The organism is Mycobacterium sp. AZCC_0083, from assembly GCF_014202335.1.
Lineage (GTDB): Bacteria > Actinomycetota > Actinomycetes > Mycobacteriales > Mycobacteriaceae > Mycobacterium.
In genome coordinates this window covers 42,331-61,671 of the sequence record NZ_JACHGP010000027.1, presented here as the reverse complement: position 1 = coordinate 61,671, position 19,341 = coordinate 42,331, and the positions used below count along the sequence as shown (strand labels likewise).

Genomic DNA, 19,341 nt, shown 5'->3' with positions numbered 1-19,341 from the left:
CTCAGGCGACGATGTTGACGAGCTTGCCTGCCACCACGATGACCTTCTTAGGGGTGGCACCGTCAAGGAAGGCGGCGACCTTCTCATCGGACATCGCAGCGGCCTCGAGCGCGTCGGCGTCTGCGTCGGCCGCGACGGTGATGCGCCCGCGCACCTTGCCGTTGACCTGGACGGGGTACTCGACGGTGTCCTCCACCAGGTAGGCCGGATCGGCCTGCGGGAACGGCCCGTGCGCCAGCGACGTGTCGTGGCCAAGGCGGCGCCACAGCTCCTCGGCGAGGTGGGGCGCCAGCGGCGCGACCATCAACACCAGTGGCTCGACGGCCGCCCGAGCGCTGACGCCTTCCTTGGTCAGGTGGTTGGTGTACTCGATCAGCTTCGCGGCGGCGGTGTTGTTACGCAGTGCCGCATAGTCTTCCGCGACGCCTGCGATGGTCTTGTGCAGCTGCCGCAGCGTCTCCTCGGTGACCGCCTCGTGGTTGGCCACCCGTTCGGTGCCCGTGCTTTCGTCGACCACTGCGCGCCAGACCCGTTGCAGGAAGCGGTAAGCGCCGACGACGTCCTTGGTGGCCCACGGTCGCGATGCCTCCAGCGGGCCCATCGACATCTCGTAGACGCGCAGGGTGTCGGCGCCGTACTCCTCGCAGATCTCGTCGGGCGACACCGAGTTCTTCAGGCTCTTGCCGATCTTGCCGAACTCTTGCGATACCTCGGAGTCCTGGTAGAAGAACTTGCCGTCGCGCTCAACGACTTCCGCGGCGGGCACGTAGGAGCCCCGCGCATCGGTGTACGCGAACGCCTGGATGTAGCCCTGGTTGACCAGCCGCCGGTACGGCTCGCGGGAGCTGACGTGTCCGAGGTCGTAGAGCACCTTGTGCCAGAACCGCGAATAGAGCAGGTGCAGCACCGCGTGCTCGACGCCACCCACGTACAAGTCGACGCCACCGGGATCGTGCGCACCGTGCTCGGCGGGCCGCGGACCCATCCAGTACGCCTCGTTCTCCTTGGCGCAGAACTCTTGCGAGTTGTGCGGGTCGGCGTAGCGCAGCTCGTACCACGAGCTGCCCGCCCACTGCGGCATCACGTTGGTGTCGCGGGTGTAGGACTTCAGGCCATCGCCGAGGTCGAGGTCGACGTGCACCCACTCGGTCGCCTTGCCCAGCGGCGGCGACGGCTCGCTGTCCGCGTCGTCGGGGTCGAACTGCGCAGGCGAGTAGTCCGCGACGTCCGGAAGCTCCACGGCCAGCATCGACTCCGGCAACGCATGCGCGCGACCTTCGTCGTCGTAGACGATCGGGAACGGCTCGCCCCAGTAGCGCTGCCTGGCGAACAGCCAGTCCCGAAGCTTGTACTCGACACGGGCGCGACCGCGGCCGTCGGCCTCCAGCCTCGCGACGATCGCCTCCTTGGCCGACGCGATGCTCAGCCCGTCGAGATCTCCTGAGTTCACCAGGACGCCGTCACCGGTGTAGGCCGCCTGCGACACGTCGCCGCCGCTGGTCACCTCGACGATCGGGAGCCCGAACTCGGTGGCGAAGTCCCAGTCCCGCTGATCGCCGCCGGGCACCGCCATGATCGCACCGGTGCCGTAACCGATCAGTACGTAGTCGGCGATGAACACCGGAATGCGTTGACCGTTCACCGGATTGATCGCGTAGGCGCCAACGAACACGCCGGTCTTGGACTTGTTCTCCTGGCGCTCCAGATCGGACTTCGCCGCGATCGACGACCGGTAGGACGCCACTGCCTCGGCAGGGGTCGCCGCACCGTAGGTCCACCGCGGGTCGACGCCGTCGGGCCATGCCGCGGCGGTGAGCTCTTCGACCAGTGGATGCTCGGGCGCCAACACCATGTAGGTGGCGCCGAACAGGGTGTCCGGCCGCGTGGTGAAGACCTCGATGTCGCCTGCGTTCGTGGCGAACTGGACTTCGGCTCCCGTGGACCGGCCGATCCAGTTGCGCTGCATCGACTTGACCTTGTCCGGCCAGTCCAGCACGTCCAGGTCGTCGAGCAGTCGGTCCGAGTAGGCGGTGATGCGCATCATCCACTGCCGCAACCGCTTCCGGAACACCGGGAAGTTGCCGCGATCGCTGCGGCCGTCCGACGTCACTTCCTCGTTGGCCAGCACCGTGCCAAGGCCTGGGCACCAGTTCACCATCGAGTCGGCCCGATAGACCAGCCGGTAGGAGTCAATCACGTCGGCGCGCTCGCCTGCAGTGAGCTCCGACCATGCAGGTCCGTCCTCGGGTGTGCGCGCGCCCGACTCGAACTCCGCGATCAGTTCGGCGATCGGGCGTGCCTTGTCGGCCTCCTTGTCGAACCACGCGTTGTAGATCTGCAGGAAGATCCACTGCGTCCACTTGTAGAAGTCGACGTCTGTGGTGGCGAAGCTGCGGCGCGCGTCATGCGCGAGGCCGAGGCGGCCCAACTGACGGCGGAAGTTCACGATGTTGGCCTCGGTGCGCTCGCGGGGATGCGTGCCCGTCTGCACCGCATACTGCTCGGCGGGCAGACCAAACGCGTCGAAACCCAAGGCGTGCAAGACATTGCGCCCGGTCATGCGGAAGTACCTGGCGTAGACGTCGGTGGCGATGTAGCCGAGCGGGTGCCCGACGTGCAGGCCTTCGCCCGACGGATAAGGGAACATGTCCTGCACGAACATCTTGTCCGCAGGCACCGTGCTGCCGTCGGTGGGAGCCAGGGACCCGACCGGATTGGGCACGTTGAACGTGCCCGACTGTGCCCACGTCTCCTGCCAGGCGCGCTCGATCTCCCCGGCCAGGTCCGCGGTATAGCGGAACTGCGGGGTGTCCGAAGCGTCGTCAAGGCGAGCGAAGCGACGGGAAATTTCGGAGACGCCGTCCCGATCAGTCACGTGAACAGGGTAGTCAACGGTGTGTGCAGCTCTGACGGCGCGCCATGTGGCCCAGCTCACGCCAGTTCGCGGTCGCTCCAAGAGGCTCCTGCAACAGCTTGATCTCGGTTCCGTTGCAGTGCGGTCTGCGCATGGTTGCGAGTCGATTCCAGCCCTGTTCGCGGGCCCCCGGCCGTGGTTACAGTCGGCGCCTGACCTCGGGCATCCCGCCTTGGTTGGGCCAGATCGTTTTCCGGAAGGACCACGTCACATGTTCGTGAATGCCCGCCGCTGGGGCCTCCTGGTAGGAGGCTTCGCCGCCGGTGTGGCCTGCGTCGTCGGCCTGGCAGGCACCACCGCCTCGGCCGAGCCAACGCTCCCGCAACCGGCGCTGCCCGCGCCCGCCACCGTCACACAGACGATCACCGTCCAGGCGGGCACCGTGCCGCCCGTCGCACCGGCATCCGCGCCCATCCAGGGGGCGTTCGGCCAACCCGCCGCGGCCGCCGAGGCCGCCACCCCCGGCGTCCAGCCTGCCGCAGGCATGAACGTCGCGACTGCGCCGGTGGCCGTGGCCGCACCGTCCACGATCGTGCCCGCCGCCTCCGGCACCATCACCGACTTCCTGAAGAGCAAGAACGTCGGCCTCGAACCGCAATCCGCCAAGGACTTCAAGGCGCTCAACATCGTGCTCCCGATGCCGACCGGCTGGAGCCAGGTGCCCGACCCCAACGTCCCCGACGCCTTCGCGGTGATCGCGGACCGCGTCGGCGGCGACGGGCTGTACACGTCGAACGCCCAGGTCATCGTGTACAAACTGCTTGGCGACTTCGATCCCAAGGAAGCCATCAGCCACGGTCTGATCGACAGCCAGCAGCTTCCTGCGTGGCGTTCCACCGACGCGTCGATGGCCGACTTCGCCGGCTTCCCGTCGTCGATGATCGAGGGCACCTACCGGCAGAACAATCTGACGCTGAACACCTCGAAGCGCAACGTCATCGCGACCTCGGGAACCGACCGCTACCTGGTGTCGCTGGCGGTGACCACCAGCGCGCAGGTATCGGTAGCCGCAGGCGCAGCCACCGACGCCGTCGTCAACGGATTCAGGGTCAGCTCGCCCACCGCAGCGGCCCCGCCGGTGCCCGGTGCGCCGCTCGCCGGACCTGCACCGGCGCCCGCTGCTCCTGCCCTGCCCGCCTCGCCCGCACTGCTCGGGGTCCCCCGCTAACTGCCGAACCCAGACCGCCCCGCGTGCGGCGGGCCAGTAATGTGTCGGCCATGTTGATCGCCGCGGTGCTGTGCCTGTGCGCCGCCGCCGTCACCGCCGGACTCGGGCTATGGATGTTGTCCCGGCCGCGATCCGGTGATCCGGTCCGGCAGGTGCTGCGCACCGTCGCCCCCACGCAGTTGGCGGCCGCGGCCATGCTCGCCGCGGGAGGCAGCGTCGCACTGTCGGCCCGTCCGCAGACCGGTCTGCTGGTCGTCGTGGTCTGCGTCGTCGGGGCCGTCGGCACCGTCGCCGCCGGGTGCTATCAGAGCGCCAAGGCCGTGGCCCGCCAGGAGGAGGCCGGCGAGGCTGATGCGGCCACTGCCGGCTGCGCCGGCGCCTGCGCCTCCTGCACGCTGTCCTGCAACTGACGGTCATGCCGCGGTGGACGCGGTGGATAACCGCCGACAGCTTCGTCATCGTCTTGCTAGCCGTCGTCGCGCTGGCCGCGGTGTTCCCCGCGAGCGGCGACTTCGGCGACGCGCTGTCGGTCGCGACCAAGATCGTCATCGGGCTGCTGTTCGCGCTCTACGGCGCCCGGCTCGCGCCTGCCGAAGCTTGGCACGGCCTGCGCCACTGGCGACTGCACCTCCTGGTGCTGGCCGCCACGTTCGTCGTCTTCCCGCTGCTCGGCGTTGCCGCCAAGGCGCTGGTGCCCGGCGTCCTCACGCCCGCCCTGTACACCGGGGTGCTGTTCCTATGTCTGGTGCCGTCGACGGTGCAGTCGTCGATCGCCTTCACCTCGATCGCGCACGGCAATGTGCCCGCCGCGATCGTGAGCGCCTCGCTGTCGAACATCCTCGGCGTGGTGCTGACGCCGCTGCTCGTCGTGCTGCTGATGCAAACTACCGGCGGGGTACGCGTCGACGGTTCGGCGGTGCTTGACATCGTGCTGCAGATCCTGCTGCCGTTCGTGATCGGTCAGTTGCTGAGACCCCTGGTGTCCGGCTGGTTGGACAGGCACCCGGTGATCACCAAGACATTCGACCGCGGGTCGATCCTGCTGGTGGTCTACACGGCGTTCTCGCTCAGCGTCACCGAGCACATCTGGAGCGCAGTCAGCGTGCGGCGGATCCTCGCCGTGGCAGCGGTATGCGTGGTGCTCCTGGCGATCATGCTGGCGCTGACCGTCGGGACCGCCCGGCTGGCCCGGCTGAACCGGGCCGACATGACGGTGCTGCTGTTCTGCGGCTCCAAGAAGAGTCTGGCCTCGGGGCTGCCGATGGCGCTGGTGTTCTTCGGGCCAGGCGCCGCGGGCTTGATCATGTTGCCGCTGATCATCTTTCACCAGATTCAGCTGCTGGCGTGCGCGGCGATCGCGAGCCGGATGTCGCGCGCGGAGGTTGGCGAGCTTAGTTCCGGCTGACGTCGATCGGATGCGTCGCGAGCATGGACAGCGGCAACGGCTGCCGCCGCAACACCCGCGACCACAAGTCCACCTTCGGCTCCACCAGCACATCGGATGGCAAGGCGGACAACACGATCCAGTCGTCCCGCTCGATCTCTCCGTCGAGTTGCCCAATGGTCCAGCCGGAGTAGCCGGCATAGACGCGCACGCCCTCCACCATGGGGGCGATCTCGTCGGGCTCGGCATCCAGGTCCACCATCACCATCCGGCCCTGCACGTGCCGCAGGCCCGGCACGCCGGTGGGGTCCATTCCGACCCGAAGCGTGGCCAGGCACAGCGCGGCGTCGCGCTTGACCGGTCCGCCGATGAACATGGTCTTGGGCTTGGTGGCCAGCTTCGCCCACTGCGGCAGGACGTTGTAGACGGCGGTCTCGCTCGGCCGGTTCAGGACCACGCCGAGGGTGCCACCGTCGTTGTGTTCGACGACGTAGATGACGCTGCGCCGGAACGTCGGCTCGAGCAGATCGGTGTTTGCGAGCAGTAGCGTTCCCGCACGTACCCGGTGCACGGAGGGGGCGATGAAATCCTCCGGGTCGTCTGAATGCGCCACCGGTCCATCATGTCACCAGCACCCGTCCGACGTGGCGAACAGGCGCGGCAAGGCGGGATATTTGTAGTGTTGGTGGGATTGCCGATCTCGGCGAAACACCGTTCGACAAGATCGGATCTGACGTGGCCGAATCCCGCGCACCCATTGCCTTGTGGCAGTCGGTGCGCGCGCTGCCCGAATTTCGTCGGCTGCTCGAGCTGCGCCTCGTCAGCCAGTTCGGCGACGGCGTGTTCCAGGCCGGCCTTGCGGGCGCCCTGCTGTTCAATCCCGAGCGCGCCGCGGGGCCGTGGGCCATCGCAGGCGCCTTCGCCGTGCTGTTCCTGCCCTATTCGCTTCTCGGCCCGTTCGCGGGTGCGTTGCTCGATCGATGGGACCGCCGAGCGGTGCTCATCGGGGCGAACCTGGTCCGGTTGCTGCTGATGATCGGCGTTGCCACCCTGCTTGCCGCGGGCGCCGGCGAACTGGCGATCCTGTGCGGGGCGTTGATCGTCAACGGCTTTACCCGGTTCGTGTCGTCGGGCCTGTCCGCCGCGCTACCGCACGTCGTGCCCCGCGAGCAGGTGGTGACGATGAACTCGGTGGCCACCGCGACCGGTGCGGCAGCCGCGTTCCTCGGCGCCAACTTCATGCTGCTGCCGCGCTGGCTGTTCGGCACCGGTGACGCAGGCGCCGCCTCGGTGATCTTCATCGCGGCCGTACCCGTGTTACTCGCGTTGTGGCTGTCGGTGCGGTTCAAGCCGCACGTGCTTGGCCCCGACGACAGCGCAAGGGCCGTGCACGGTTCGGTGGTCTACGCCGTGGCGACCGGCTGGGGATACGGCATCCGGACCGTGCTCGCGGTGCCCGCGGTCGCCGCCACGCTGTCCGGCCTGGCCGCCCATCGCGTCGTGTTCGGCATCAATACGTTGCTGGTGCTGGTGCTCGTGCGGCACAGCGACGTCCGCGACGTCGCAGGGCTCGGCACCGTCGTGCTGTTCGTCGCTGCGACGGGCCTCGGGGCGTTCGTTGCCACGTTCCTCACCCCGCCCGCGGTCCTGCGATGGGGGCGCTTCGCGACGGCCAACACCGCGCTCGGGCTGGCGGCGGTCTTCGAACTCGGCGCGGCAGGACTGCAGCTGCCGCTGATGACGCTGTGCGGGTTCCTTCTCGGCACCACCGGTCAGGTGGTCAAGCTGTGTGCCGACTCGGCGATGCAGTTGGACGTCGACGACGCTCTGCGCGGCCACGTCTTCACGGTTCAGGATTCGCTGTTCTGGGTGTCGTTCATCGGCGCGATCGCGGCCTCGGCAGCCGTCATGCCCGCTGACGGCCACGCGCCTGCGCTGGTGGTGTCCGGTGCCGCGGTGTACGTCATCGGCCTGTTCACGCATGCGGCGATCGGCAGGCGGTCCACCCTGGATCAGGGCGACGAGGAGTAGGAGAGAGCAATGAAGAGTCCGGCTTCGGAGCGGCCCCGGCGGCGACACGGGGACTCGGTGGTGGCCGATCTTCGTGCGGAGAGCGACGAACTCGACGCGCTGATCGCCGACCTGCCTGCTGAGCGCTGGCGCACCGACACCCCCGCGCCGGGGTGGACCGTCGCCCACCAGATCGCGCATCTGCTGTGGACCGACCGGGTGGCGGTCGTCGCCGTCACCGACGAGGTCGGCTTCGGCGAGCTGCTCACCGACGCCGGGAAGAATCCGACGGGGTTCGTCGACGACGGCGCCGACGAGCTTTCCGCGATGCCGCCCGCCGAGCTGCTGGCCGAGTGGCGAAGCACCAGGAACCGGCTGCACGACGAACTCCTCGCCGTGACCGATGGTCGCAAGCTGCCGTGGTTCGGCCCGCCGATGAGCGCCGCGTCGATGGCGACGGCCCGGCTGATGGAGACCTGGGCGCACGGCCTCGACGTCGCCGATGCCCTCGGGGTGTCGCGTCCCGCCACGGACCGGTTGCACTCGATCGCTCACATCGGGGTCAGGACAAGGGATTACGCGTACATGGTGAATGGGCTGGCGGCACCCGCCGATCCGTTCCTCGTCGAGCTTCTTGCGCCGGACGGGACGACGTGGTCGTGGGGACCCGCCGACGCCCCGCAGCGGGTGAGCGGATCGGCCGAGGACTTCTGCATGCTGGTCACGCAGCGCAGGCCGCGTGCCGAGCTCGACGTCACCGCCGACGGCGCCGATGCAGAACAGTGGCTGACGATCGCGCAGGCGTTCGCAGGCCCGCCGGGACCAGGGCGTTAGTCACAGCTGGGTGGCCGCATCGGCGGCGCCGTCACCGTCGGTGTCCGCCAGCCGGACGTCCCACCGGCCGTCACCGTCGGCGTCGACGTACGCCTGGTCGCCGACGAGCGCCCGGTCGGCAAGGCCGTCCCGATCGGTGTCGAGCAGCCGGTCGTCGGCTTCACCGTCACCGTCGAAGTCCACTTGCGGCCCGCCGACCGTCTCCGCCCCGTCCAGCCCGAACCAGCGCATCTCGCCGCCTCGTCCCTTGGCGTCGACGCTCCACGTCCCCGTGCCGTCGTCGGTGAACGCCGCCTCGGCGTGCCCGTCGTCGTCGAGGTCGAGGACGGCGTGATCAACGACACCGTCGCCGTCGAGGTCGGTCAGCGCATCGTCGATGAGGCCGTCACCGTCGAAGTCCAGGCCGATCGCGTCGAAGACGCCGTCACCGTCCAAGTCCAGATTCGGCTCGGCCGTCCACATCGCCGCCGTGCCATCCCCGGCGCCCAAGCAATAGTCCACGAGTAATAGGACGCGGCTCTAGCCCCTGGCGTTCCACCACTTCTGAAGTTCGGCGACGGCCTCGTCGTGATCGAGCGGCCCGCGGTCCAGCCGCAGTTCCTTGAGATACCGCCAGGCCTGCCCCACCTCCGGACCGGCCGGAATGCCGAGCAGCTTCATTATCTCGTTGCCGTCGAGGTCGGGCCGGACCCGCTGCAGGTCCTCCTGGGCCGCCAGCTCCGCGATGCGTTGTTCGAGGCTGTCGTAGTTGGCCTGCAGCCGCGCGGCCCTCCGCTTGTTGCGGGTGGTGCAGTCGGCGCGTACGAGCTTGTGCAGCTTGTCCAGCAGCGGTCCTGCGTCGGTGACGTAGCGGCGCACCGCGGAGTCCGTCCACTTGCCGGCCCCATCGGCATCCGCGTAGCCGTGGAACCGAAGGTGCAGGTAGACCAGCTGGGATACGTCGTCGACCATCTGCTTGGAGTACTTCAGCGCCCGCATCCGCTTGCGCGTCATCTTCGCGCCGACCACCTCGTGGTGGTGGAAGCTCACTCCGCCGTCCGCCTCGTGCCGCCGGGTGCCGGGCTTGCCGATGTCGTGCAGCAACGCGGCCCACCGCAACACCAGATCGGGGCCATCGGTCTCCAAATCGATGGCCTGCGCCAGCACCGTCAGCGAATGCTGATAGACGTCCTTGTGCTGGTGATGTTCGTCGATGGCCATCTGCATCGCCCCGATCTCGGGCAGCACCACCCCACCGAGGCCGGTCTGCACCATCAGATCGATACCCGCCAGCGGGTCGGCGCCCAGCATCAGCTTGTCCAGCTCGGCGGCCACCCGCTCGGCGGTGATGCGGCCGAGTTCGGACGCCATCCGCTCCATCGCCTCGCGGACGCGCGGCGCAACGGTGAAGCCGAGCTGCGACACGAACCGCGCGGCACGCAGCATGCGCAGCGGATCGTCGCCGAACGACACCTCCGGCGCCGCAGGCGTGTCCAGTACGCCTGCCCGCAACGCCGCCAAACCGCTTAGGGGATCACAGAATTCGCCGAGCGCCCCCGGTGCCTTCGGGTCGATCCGCACGGCGATGGCATTGGCGGTGAAGTCGCGGCGCACCAGGTCGCCTTCGAGGGTGTCGCCAAAGCGCACTCGAGGGTTTCGCGACACCTGGTCGTAGCTGTCGGCGCGGAACGTCGTGATCTCGACCCGCTGCGTGCCCTTGGTGGCGCCGATGGTGCCGAACTCGATGCCGGTGTCCCACAACCCGTCGGCCCAGCCGCGCACGATTCGTTGCACGCGTTCCGGTCGGGCGTCGGTGGTGAAGTCCAGATCGGCAACGGCCAACCGGTCGAGCAGGGCATCGCGGACACTGCCGCCGACCAGATACAGCTCGTGGCCGGCCTCAGCGAACAACTCGCCCAACTCGCGCAGCACGAGGGCGTGCGGCTGCAGCGCCCTGACGGCAGCCAACAGCTCGACATCGGCGCTGGAGGCGTTGGGATCGTTCGACACGTTTGCAGATCATTCCATCGCGGCTCACGACGACATAACGACCAGGCGACAAGCCGACCACGATGGTGAGTGCGTCGAGGGCGAAAGTTCGACGGCAGCTACTATCGCTTGGGTGTCGGAGGGCGAACGAGCCAAACCACGACGGCGCCGCGGAAGGCGCCGCGGACGACGCTCGGCTGGTCCGCCGGAAGCCATCGTGCAGCCGACGAACCCCACCCCCTCTGCCGATGCCATCAAACCCAGCCACTCCAACGGTTCCGCCAAGCCCTCAGCCGAGGGTCACAAACCGGGCCCGAGCCGACGTGCAGCACCTGACCGGCTCCGCACGGTGCACGAGACCTCGGCGGGTGGCCTAGTGATCGACGGGATCGACGGCCCGAAGGACGACCAGGTGGCAGCACTGATCGGACGCGTGGACCGGCGGGGCCGCATGCTGTGGTCGTTGCCGAAGGGCCACATCGAAATGGGCGAGACCGCCGAGCAGACCGCTATTCGCGAGGTCGCCGAGGAGACTGGAATCCAGGGCAGCGTGCTCGCCGCGCTCGGCAGCATCGACTACTGGTTCGTCACGGAGGGCCGACGCGTGCACAAGACCGTGCACCACTACCTCTTGCGCTTCCTCGAGGGTGAGCTCTCCGACGAGGACGTCGAGGTCAGCGAGGTGGCCTGGGTGCCAGTCAAGGAGCTTCCCGCCAAGCTGGCCTACGCCGACGAGCGGCGCCTTGCCGAGGTCGCAGGAGAGCTGATCGACCGCCTTCACACCGACGGTCCGACGTCGCTACCGCCGCTTCCCCATTCCTCGCCGCGACGCCGCTCTCAGACCCACTCGCACACCCGAAACCGTCGACCCGACGAGTCCACGCAACCCCCAAAACCTGGCCGGCGGGCGAACGGCTGCGGCCAGGGTCCATGAGGCGCCATGTCGGCTAGCTCGGCTGGAACTGCACTGTCGCGCTTGCTGGCCGTCGCCACACTGCTGACGCTGATCGTCGCACCCGCCCTCCTACCTCGCGTCGCCGCAGCCGAGCCGGGAGCCAAGCCCTTCCTCCAGCTGCACATCGACTCCGTCACCCCGGACATCGTGAGCACCACGAGCGAACCCATGGTGACGGTCACGGGCACGGTGACCAACGTCGGTGACCGTCCCGTGCGCGACGTGATGGTGCGGCTCGAGCACGCGGCGGCAGTGACGTCGTCAGCAGGCCTGCGCACCAACCTGGCCGGTGACGGCGCACAGTACGAAGCCGTTGCCGACTTCACGACGGTGGCCCCCGAGATGGAGCAGGGCCAGAACGTCCCGTTCACGTTGGCCTATCCGATGCGCTCGGCGGAGTTTCCGTCGCTGCACATCGACGAGCCCGGCGTTTACCCCATACTGGTCAACGTCAACGGCACCCCCGACTACGGTGCGCCTGCCCGCCTCGACGACGCGCGCTTCCTGTTGCCCGTGCTCGGTGTGCCGCCAGACCCGTCCACCGGAGCCGCAGACACCGTGGCCGCCGTGGTGGCACCGGATACGTCGCGGCCGACCCGCATCACCATGCTGTGGCCGCTGGCCGACCGGCCGCGGCTGGCCGCTGGCGTGCCAGGCGGCACTACCCCGGTGCGCCTCGTCGACGACGACCTGGCGTCCTCATTGGGCGACGGCGGCAGGCTCGACACGCTGCTCACCGCGATCGACTTCGCGACCAGTCCCGCGGTCGACCCCGGTGCCCAGGTCCGCAGCGCCGCGTGCCTCGCGGTCGACCCCGACTTGTTGGTCACCGTGAACGCGATGTCGTTGGGCTACGTCGTCAACGATGACCCCGCCGGCGGGCTGACGTCCCCGACTCACCCGGGCACCGGCCAGGACGCCGCGATGAACTGGCTCAATCGGCTGAAGGCGCTCGCCCAGCGGATGTGTGTGGCGCCGTCGGTGTACGCGCAGGCCGACCTCGGCGCGCTACAGCGGGTCGGCAATCCTGGCCTCGGCGCGGTGGCGACCAACGACTCAGGCGCAATCGTCGACCAGATCCTCGGCGTCAAGTCCGTGCCAGGGGCGACCCTGATCGGCGACGGCCCGCTCACCGGTCCCGCGGTCCGGCTGCTGTCGGATCAGGGCCCGACCGTCGCCATCGCGGCCCCCGCGTTCACGGTCCAGGACTCCGCCGACGGCGAGCCGTTGCCCATTGACCTCGCGCCGCACCGCTACACGCCGCAAGTGGTCACCGCGCCGTTCGACCCGATGGTCGGTGCCGCGCTCGCCGGCGCAGGGCGCTCACCGGTCGCCCCGTCGTACCAATCCCTTGACGATGAATCCCTTGACGTGCCGCTGCGACACGACTCCTCCGTCGCGCGACGCCAGGACGCCCTTGCGTCGATGCTGTGGCGCGGGCTGCGCTCCAACACCGAACCACGCACCCAGATCCTGGTTCCCCCGCTGGTCTGGGATCTGACGCCGGACGACGCCGCGGCGATCCTCTCCACCCTCGCCACCTCCATCCACTCGGGGCTGTCCGTGCCGCGGCCACTGACCGCGGTGATCGCCGAGAGCGCCGCCCTGCCGCCGACGGACGACCAGCCCCTGCCCGCCGACACGCTTGGCAATTCCCGCGCCCGGTTCGACGATTCGGTGACCGAGGACGTGGCCGCGGCATCCGAGAGGTTGGGGGGTCTGACCTCCGCGCTCACCGTCGACCCGCGCACCGGACTGACCGGCACCCAGTACACCGCGCCACTGCGCGAGGACCTGCTGCGCGCGCTGAGCCAGTCGGTGCCACGTGACGCGCGCAACGGCATGGCCGGCCAACGCGTGCGTACCGTCGGCGCAAGCGTCGACGACCTGTTCCGCGCCGTCACCATCGTCAACCCCGGCGGGTCCTACACCCTTGCCACCGAACGCAGCCCGCTGCCGTTGGCCCTGCGCAACGACCTGCCCGTGCCAATCCGGGTGCGGCTGGCCGTCGACGCACCACCCGGAATGACGGTCACCGACATGGGCGAGATCGAGCTGCCGCCCGGATTCCTTCCGTTGCGGGTGCCGATCGAGGTGCACTTCACGCAGCGGGTGGCGGTCGACGTGGCGTTGCGCACCGCCGACGGGCTGCCGCTCGGCGAGCCCGTGCGACTGTCCGTGCACTCCAACGCGTACGGCAAGGTGCTGTTCTTCATCACGCTGTCAGCGGGTGCCGTGCTCGTCCTGCTGGCCGGGCGACGTCTGTGGCACCGCTTCCGCGGCCAGCCCGACCGTGCCGACCTCGACCGGCCGCGGCGGCGCTATGCGTCCCGCGGCGAACCCGATCCGCTCGACGTCGCGATCGCCCACGCCCCGGACGACTCGTGAACGCTCCCCTGCCACCACCTGCGCTGCCGCCGCGCCGACCGCCACCGGCACCGCCCCACTGGCAGCCGCCGCCTCCACCGCGCCGACCGGCGCCACCGCCGCCGCACCAGCGGATCCCTCGCGGCCCTGCGCCGCGCCGCCGCGCCGGCCAGGTCGAACTCTCCGATGCAGCGGTGGTGTCGCGCTCGTGGGGCATGGCCTTCGCCACGCTGATGAGCCGGATCACCGGCTTCATCCGCATCGTGCTGATCGCGACCATTCTCGGTGCCGCGCTGGCCAGTGCGTTCTCGGTGGCCTATCAGCTGCCCAACCTGATCGCCGCGCTGGTGCTGGAGGCCACCTTCACCGCCATCTTCGTGCCGGTGCTCGCCCGTGCCGAGCGCGACGACGCCGACGGCGGCACCGCCTTCGTTCGACGCCTTGTCACGCTGGCCACCACGTTGCTTCTGGTCGCGACCGTGCTGTCGGTGACGGCCGCACCGCTTCTGGTCCGGCTCATGCTCGGCAACGACTCACAGGTCAATCGCTCGCTGACGACCGCTTTCGCCTACTTGCTGCTGCCCCAGGTGCTCTTCTACGGGCTGTCGTCGGTATTCATGGCAATCCTCAACACCCGCAACGTGTTCGGGCCGCCGGCTTGGGCACCGGTCTGCAACAACGTCGTCGCCATCGCCACGCTGGGCCTGTACGTCGTTGTCCCTGGCGAACTTTCGGTTGACCCGGTGCAGATGGGCGACGCGAAGCTGCTGGTGCTCGGCGGCGGGATGACGCTGGGAACCATCACCCAGGTCGCGGTGCTGTTGGTCGCCATCCGCCGCGAGCGGATCAGCCTTCGTCCCCTGTGGGGTCTCGACGACCGGCTGAAGAAGTTCGGTGCGATGGCGGGGGCCATGGTTCTCTACGTGCTGATCAGCCAGGTCGGGTTGATCATCGGCAACCGGATCGCCAGCAACGCAGCGGCTTCGGGCCCGGCGATCTACAACTACACCTGGCTGGTGTTGATGTTGCCGTTCGGGATGATCGGCGTGACGGTGCTGACCGTGGTGATGCCGCGGTTGTCTCGCAATGCCGCCGCCAACAACACCCCCGCGGTGCTGGCCGACCTGGGGCTGGCCACCCGGCTGACCATGGTGACGCTGATCCCCATCGTCGCGTTCATGACCGTCGGCGGCCCGGCGATCGGTAGCGCACTGTTCGCCTACGGGAACTTCGGCGACGTGGACGCCGGCTATCTGGGCATGGCCATCACGCTTTCGGCGTTCACGCTGATCCCCTACGCGTTGGTGCTACTGCACCTGCGGGTCTTCTACGCCCGAGAGCAGCCGTGGACGCCGATCCTCGTGATCGTCGTGATCACCGTGGTCAAGATCGCAGGCTCGGTGGCGGCGCCGTACCTGACGGACGACGGTGACCTCGTCGCCGGATACCTCGGGCTGGCCAACGGCATCGGCTTCGTCGCGGGAGCGACCTTCGGTTACATCCTGTTGCGGGCCAACCTCAATCCGCACGGCGGCCGACTGCTGAATCTCGCGGTGATCCGCACGATCGTGGTCACGGTCGCGGCATCCTTGCTCGCCGGCCTGATCGGGCACGTCGTGGACAAGCTGGCTGGCCTGGAGTCGCTGACAGTGCACGGGGGCGGGGCAGGTTCTCTGCTGCGCCTGCTGGTGCTCGGTCTTCTGATGCTGCCGATCATCGCTGGGGTTTTGCTGGCAGCGCGGGTGCCGGAGGCGGCCGCCGCGCTGGCCACGGTGCGGCGCAAGCTGGGCCGGGGAGGCCCACCTGCGGCAGTAGCCGCGCGAGTGCCAGTACCGCCCGACCGACCACGTCCGATGGGCCCCCTCACGTACTCTGATCAGAGGAATTCGCCTCCGTCACCTCCGCGTCGAAGTGCCGCGGTGCCATGGGGGGAGCCTCCGGCAGGCGTTGCCGGAGTCAGGCAGCGGAAAGGACCAGCGGTGACCGACGACTCCGCAGCCGGCTCCGCGCTCGGCGACGCCGGTGCGACCACCCGCATTCCGCGCCCGACCGCCGACGACTTCCAGCCCGACGTTCCGCCCGACGCCTCCTATCCCACCTCCGGGCGCCCGCCCGCCGACTACGGCGGCGACCCGACACGCGAACCACTGTCCGGGGGCATGCCCAACGAGCCGCCGATCGAGGCGGCCACCGCCGAGGACGACGTCCACCTCATTCCCGGCGCCACCATCGCAGGCGGCCGTTACCGGCTGCTCGTGTTCCATGGCGGTCCGCCGCACCTGCAGTTCTGGCACGCGCTGGACACCGCGCTCGACCGTCAGGTCGCGCTGACCTTCGTCGACCCGGACGCCGTCCTTCCCGACGCGGAGCTCTCCGAGATCCTGTCCAGGACCATGCGGCTCAGTCACCTGGAGACACCGGGCATCGCGCGCGTGCTCGACGTCGCCCAAACCGGGTCGGGCGGGCTCGTGGTATCGGAATGGATCCGCGGCGGATCGCTCGCCGAGGTCGCAGAGACCGCGCCGTCGCCGATCGGTGGGGCTCGTGCCATCCAGTCGCTGGCCGCTGCGGCCGAGGCCGCGCACCGCGAGGGCGTCGCACTGTCCATCGACCATCCTGGCCGGGTACGGGTCAGCATCGACGGCGACGTCGCCCTCGCGTTCCCCGCCACGATGCCCACCGCAACGCCGGAGGACGACATCCGCGGCATCGGTGCCGCCCTCTACGCACTCCTCGTCGACCGGTGGCCGCTCCCGGAGTCGGGTGTCCGAAGCGGCATGGAAGCCGCCGAGCTCGATGCCGCAGGACAACCCGTCGAGCCGCGTGCCGTCGACCGTGACATCCCATTCCAGATCTCGGCAGCAGCGATCCGCGCGGTTCAGGAGAACGGCGGCATTCGCTCTGCGCCGACGCTGCTCAACCTTCTTCAGCAGGCCACCGCCGTGGCCGATCGCACGGAGATCATCGCCCCCGTCGACGAGCCGGCCGCGCCGCAACAGCAGTACCGCGCAGAGCCCGACCCGCAGGCCGTGGCGCGTCGGCGCAAGGGCCTGGTGATCGGCATGAGCGTCGGCGCGGTGATCCTGGTCATCGCGCTCGTCGTCCTCGGCACCGTGCTGAGCCGGATGTTCGGCGACGTCGGCGGCCCGCTCGGTGGTGACGCACTTGGGCTTGGCAATTCACCAAGTGCCACCAGCACCGCCGACGCTGGCATCGTGAAACCGGTACGGGCGACGGTGTTTTCGCCGGGCGGCGAAGCCGACAACCCGGCCGACGCCGGCCAGGCGATCGACGGCAACCCCGCCACCGCCTGGACCACGGACACCTACAGCGACCCGGTGCCCTTCCCGAACTTCAAGAACGGCGTCGGGTTGATCCTGCAGCTTCCGCAACCCACCGCGGTGGCCACGGTGACGTTGAGCCTCAACAGCACGGGCACCTCGATCCAGCTCCGGTCGGCGCAGACGCCGACGCCGACGTCGCTGGACGACACCACCGAGCTCACCCCGCCGACGCCGATGAAGACCGGTTCCAACACCATCACCATCGCCAACCCGACACCCACGTCGAACCTGCTGGTGTGGATCACCACGCTGGGCACCGTTGGCGGAAAGAGCGAGTCGGCACTCTCCGACATCACCCTCAAGAAGGGCTCCTAAGCCCTGTACCCGGGTCTGCGCATCATTGGGGCCCTAGTCGTCTCATTCGTTCGAGCGCCCGAAGGAAGACGTCTCGCTCATGAGCCGTCAACTCGGAGAGCCACCGTTCTTCACCGAGTTGGATATCGACCTGCACCGCGTTCTTCACTTCGCGCCCTGACGCCGTGATCTCGAGCAGGCGGACCCTGCGGTCGTCGGGGTCGGGACGACGTTCGATGTAGCCCTTCTGCTGCAGCTCGTCGAGAGTGGGGATGATCCGTGTCTTGTCGGCGCCGATGGCGTCGGCGAGAGCGGCCTGCGTGCGCACCGGCGACTGGTCCAGTGCGTTGAGCACCACGTATCCCCACATGCTGACGTCGTGCGCGACGAGGATCGGTTGCTCGGCCGCCACGAGGTCTCTCAGCAACGGATGCAACATCGCCGCGAGGTCGTTCCGCCGGGGCTTCGGTGGCATCGCGATATCTTAAGCGTTGCGATATCGTAGGCGTACGCATATGGTATGTACATGCCTATGAACTTGCCCGACCTTCGCCCCTTACATCGCGTCGCCGTGATGAATTCCCTCTCGCTCGTCGAGTCCGTCCGAGCGACCGACCTCGACGCACCCACCCCATGCGCCGGCTGGAGGCTAGGGGACCTGCTTGCCCACATGACCGTGCAGCATCGCGGATTCGCCGCCGCTGCACGGGGATTCGGAGATCAGCCCGACGTGTGGCGTGCCGACACGGTCGTGGACGCGATCACCGCTGACCCCGGCGGAACGTATGCCGACGCGGTGAGCGACGTCATGACCGCCTTCGTCGACGACGCGGTGCTCGAGGCGTCGTTCGCGCTTCCCGAGTTCGGGCCGAAGGCTGTATTCCCCGGCGCCATGGCCATCGGCTTCCACTTCATCGACTACGTGGTCCATGGCTGGGACGTCGCCGAATCACTGGGTGTGCCCTTTGTCCTTCCCGACGACGTCGTCGACGCCGCGTTGCCCCTGGCCCTCCTGGTGCCAGACGGCCAGGACCGCGAGGCCCCCGACGCGCCCTTCGCGCACGCCGTCGACGCACCGGTCAGGACCAATCTCGACCGGATTCTGCGCCACCTCGGCCGCGGCCCCGACTGGGCCCAGAAGCCGCTTCCCGGCGCTCATCCCCAGGCCGGTGTACGCCTGGGGTGATGCGTCTGCGCTGGTCAACGGCCCTGCGTCGCCGCACCGGCAAAAGAAGTGTCGAGCCGGTCATCCCCGGTTGATTAAGGTTCGGCTGTGGGCAACTTCGGGGGAATTGCCGACCAAGAACGGTCGGATGCCGAGCTGCTCGTCGCGCACGTCGCAGGCGATCGCTACGCCTTCGAGGAACTGTTCTATCGCCACCACCGGCAGCTGCACCGGCTCGCCCGGATCAGCAGCCGCACTCCCGAGGACGCCGCCGACGCCCTCCAGGACGCCATGCTCTCGGCGCACCGCAGCGCGCCGAGGTTTCGCCACGACGCGTCCGTCAGCAGTTGGCTGTACCGGATCGTGGTGAACGCCTGTCTGGATCGGCTGCGCCGCAACAAGTCTCACCTCACTACCGTGCTCGAGGAAGACACCTGTCACATCGGGGATCCGACGCAGCGGGTGGACACGGCGCTGGTGGTCGAGCGCGCACTCATGCGCCTGCCGGTCGAGCAGCGAGCCGCCGTCGTCGCGGTGGACATGCAGGGCTTCTCCATCGCCGAGACCGCGCGGGTTCTCGGCATCCCCGAGGGCACGGTCAAGAGCAGGTGCTCACGGGCGCGCGCCAAGCTGGCCGAGACGCTCGACTACTTCGCGCCGGTCGTTAGTGACTCTGCCGAACCCTGGTGTCCGGCTGCGGCACCTGAATGATGCCGGGGCCGTTGACGACCTGCGACAGGCAACCGGGAACGCCGCGACAGGCGATGATCGCACCCGCACCGGGCGACGAGCCTGGCACGGTGACCGGCTGATTGGGGATGCCGCACGTCTGCAGGTACGGGTTCAAAGGCTGGATTTGCTGGACGCAGGGTGCGGCGGAGGCAGAACCAGCCCCCGTTGCGATCGCAAGTGCTCCAGCACCCAACGTCATGGCCGAT

General features: G+C 68.8%; 15 protein-coding genes. 10 read left to right on the top strand and 5 right to left on the bottom strand.

Translation table 11 applies throughout. The features are described 5' to 3' along the window. Position 1: 1 nt before the first annotated feature. Positions 2–2,848: a leucine--tRNA ligase gene (gene leuS, locus HNP02_RS39800; protein ID WP_184446215.1), complete on the bottom strand. Its 2,847-nt coding sequence runs from the start codon at positions 2,846–2,848 to the stop codon at positions 2–4. 277 nt (positions 2,849–3,125) lie between these two features. On the opposite strand from leuS, the gene HNP02_RS39795 reads away from it, so the two are divergent. The 3 genes from HNP02_RS39795 to HNP02_RS39785 are packed head-to-tail and all read left to right on the top strand — an operon-like array spanning position 3,126 to position 5,487. Then, entirely contained in the window at positions 3,126–4,082 is a 957-nt protein-coding gene (locus tag HNP02_RS39795) for an LpqN/LpqT family lipoprotein (protein ID WP_184446171.1), read from the top strand. A gap of 50 nt (positions 4,083–4,132) precedes the next feature. Next, positions 4,133–4,492, top strand: a complete 360-nt coding sequence (locus HNP02_RS39790) for a hypothetical protein (RefSeq protein WP_184446169.1) — start codon at positions 4,133–4,135, stop codon at positions 4,490–4,492. 5 nt (positions 4,493–4,497) lie between these two features. Next, positions 4,498–5,487 carry a bile acid:sodium symporter family protein gene (locus tag HNP02_RS39785; RefSeq protein WP_184446167.1) on the top strand — a complete coding sequence of 330 codons (990 nt, stop codon included), beginning with the start codon at positions 4,498–4,500 and terminating at the stop codon, positions 5,485–5,487. On the opposite strand, the gene HNP02_RS39780 is transcribed toward HNP02_RS39785, so the two are convergent. Next, positions 5,474–6,079 carry a YqgE/AlgH family protein gene (locus HNP02_RS39780; protein WP_184446166.1) on the bottom strand — a complete coding sequence of 202 codons (606 nt, stop codon included), beginning with the start codon at positions 6,077–6,079 and terminating at the stop codon, positions 5,474–5,476. The genes HNP02_RS39785 and HNP02_RS39780 overlap by 14 nt on opposite strands. 122 nt (positions 6,080–6,201) lie before the next feature. On the opposite strand from HNP02_RS39780, the gene HNP02_RS39775 reads away from it, so the two are divergent. Then, the gene (locus HNP02_RS39775) at positions 6,202–7,497 is read left to right on the top strand and encodes an MFS transporter (protein WP_184446165.1); all 1,296 of its coding nucleotides are present in this window, start codon (positions 6,202–6,204) and stop codon (positions 7,495–7,497) included. Between the two features lie 9 nt (positions 7,498–7,506). Further along, positions 7,507–8,310, top strand: a complete 804-nt coding sequence (locus HNP02_RS39770) for a TIGR03084 family metal-binding protein (protein ID WP_184446164.1) — start codon at positions 7,507–7,509, stop codon at positions 8,308–8,310. Here HNP02_RS39770 and HNP02_RS39765 read toward each other — a convergent pair whose 3' ends face one another. Continuing rightward, entirely contained in the window at positions 8,311–8,811 is a 501-nt protein-coding gene (locus tag HNP02_RS39765; protein WP_184446163.1) for a pullulanase, read from the bottom strand. Between the two features lie 18 nt (positions 8,812–8,829). After that, positions 8,830–10,299, bottom strand: coding sequence for a CCA tRNA nucleotidyltransferase (locus HNP02_RS39760; protein WP_184446162.1), 1,470 nt, complete (start codon positions 10,297–10,299; stop codon positions 8,830–8,832). Between the two features lie 112 nt (positions 10,300–10,411). On the opposite strand from HNP02_RS39760, the gene HNP02_RS39755 reads away from it, so the two are divergent. Genes HNP02_RS39755 through murJ form a run of 3 tightly spaced genes read left to right on the top strand, consistent with a single transcriptional unit; the run spans position 10,412 to position 17,259 of the window. Then, positions 10,412–11,212, top strand: coding sequence for an NUDIX hydrolase (locus tag HNP02_RS39755; RefSeq protein ID WP_184446161.1), 801 nt, complete (start codon positions 10,412–10,414; stop codon positions 11,210–11,212). A gap of 6 nt (positions 11,213–11,218) precedes the next feature. After that, positions 11,219–13,621, top strand: coding sequence for a DUF6049 family protein (locus tag HNP02_RS39750; RefSeq protein WP_184446160.1), 2,403 nt, complete (start codon positions 11,219–11,221; stop codon positions 13,619–13,621). Positions 13,622–13,644: 23 nt separating this feature from the next. Then, complete coding sequence (murJ, locus tag HNP02_RS39745) at positions 13,645–17,259, top strand: murein biosynthesis integral membrane protein MurJ (RefSeq protein WP_184446214.1); 3,615 nt, start codon at positions 13,645–13,647, stop codon at positions 17,257–17,259. A 22-nt stretch (positions 17,260–17,281) separates the two neighbouring features. Here murJ and HNP02_RS39740 read toward each other — a convergent pair whose 3' ends face one another. Next, entirely contained in the window at positions 17,282–17,713 is a 432-nt protein-coding gene (locus tag HNP02_RS39740; protein ID WP_184446159.1) for a MarR family winged helix-turn-helix transcriptional regulator, read from the bottom strand. Positions 17,714–17,770: 57 nt separating this feature from the next. On the opposite strand from HNP02_RS39740, the gene HNP02_RS39735 reads away from it, so the two are divergent. Both HNP02_RS39735 and sigM read left to right on the top strand, forming a co-directional pair. Next, a complete protein-coding gene (locus HNP02_RS39735) occupies positions 17,771–18,424 on the top strand; it encodes a TIGR03086 family metal-binding protein (protein ID WP_184446213.1) in 654 nt (217 codons plus the stop codon). 87 nt (positions 18,425–18,511) lie between these two features. Then, positions 18,512–19,114, top strand: a complete 603-nt coding sequence (gene sigM, locus HNP02_RS39730) for an RNA polymerase sigma factor SigM (protein WP_184446158.1) — start codon at positions 18,512–18,514, stop codon at positions 19,112–19,114. Positions 19,115–19,341: the final 227 nt, after the last annotated feature.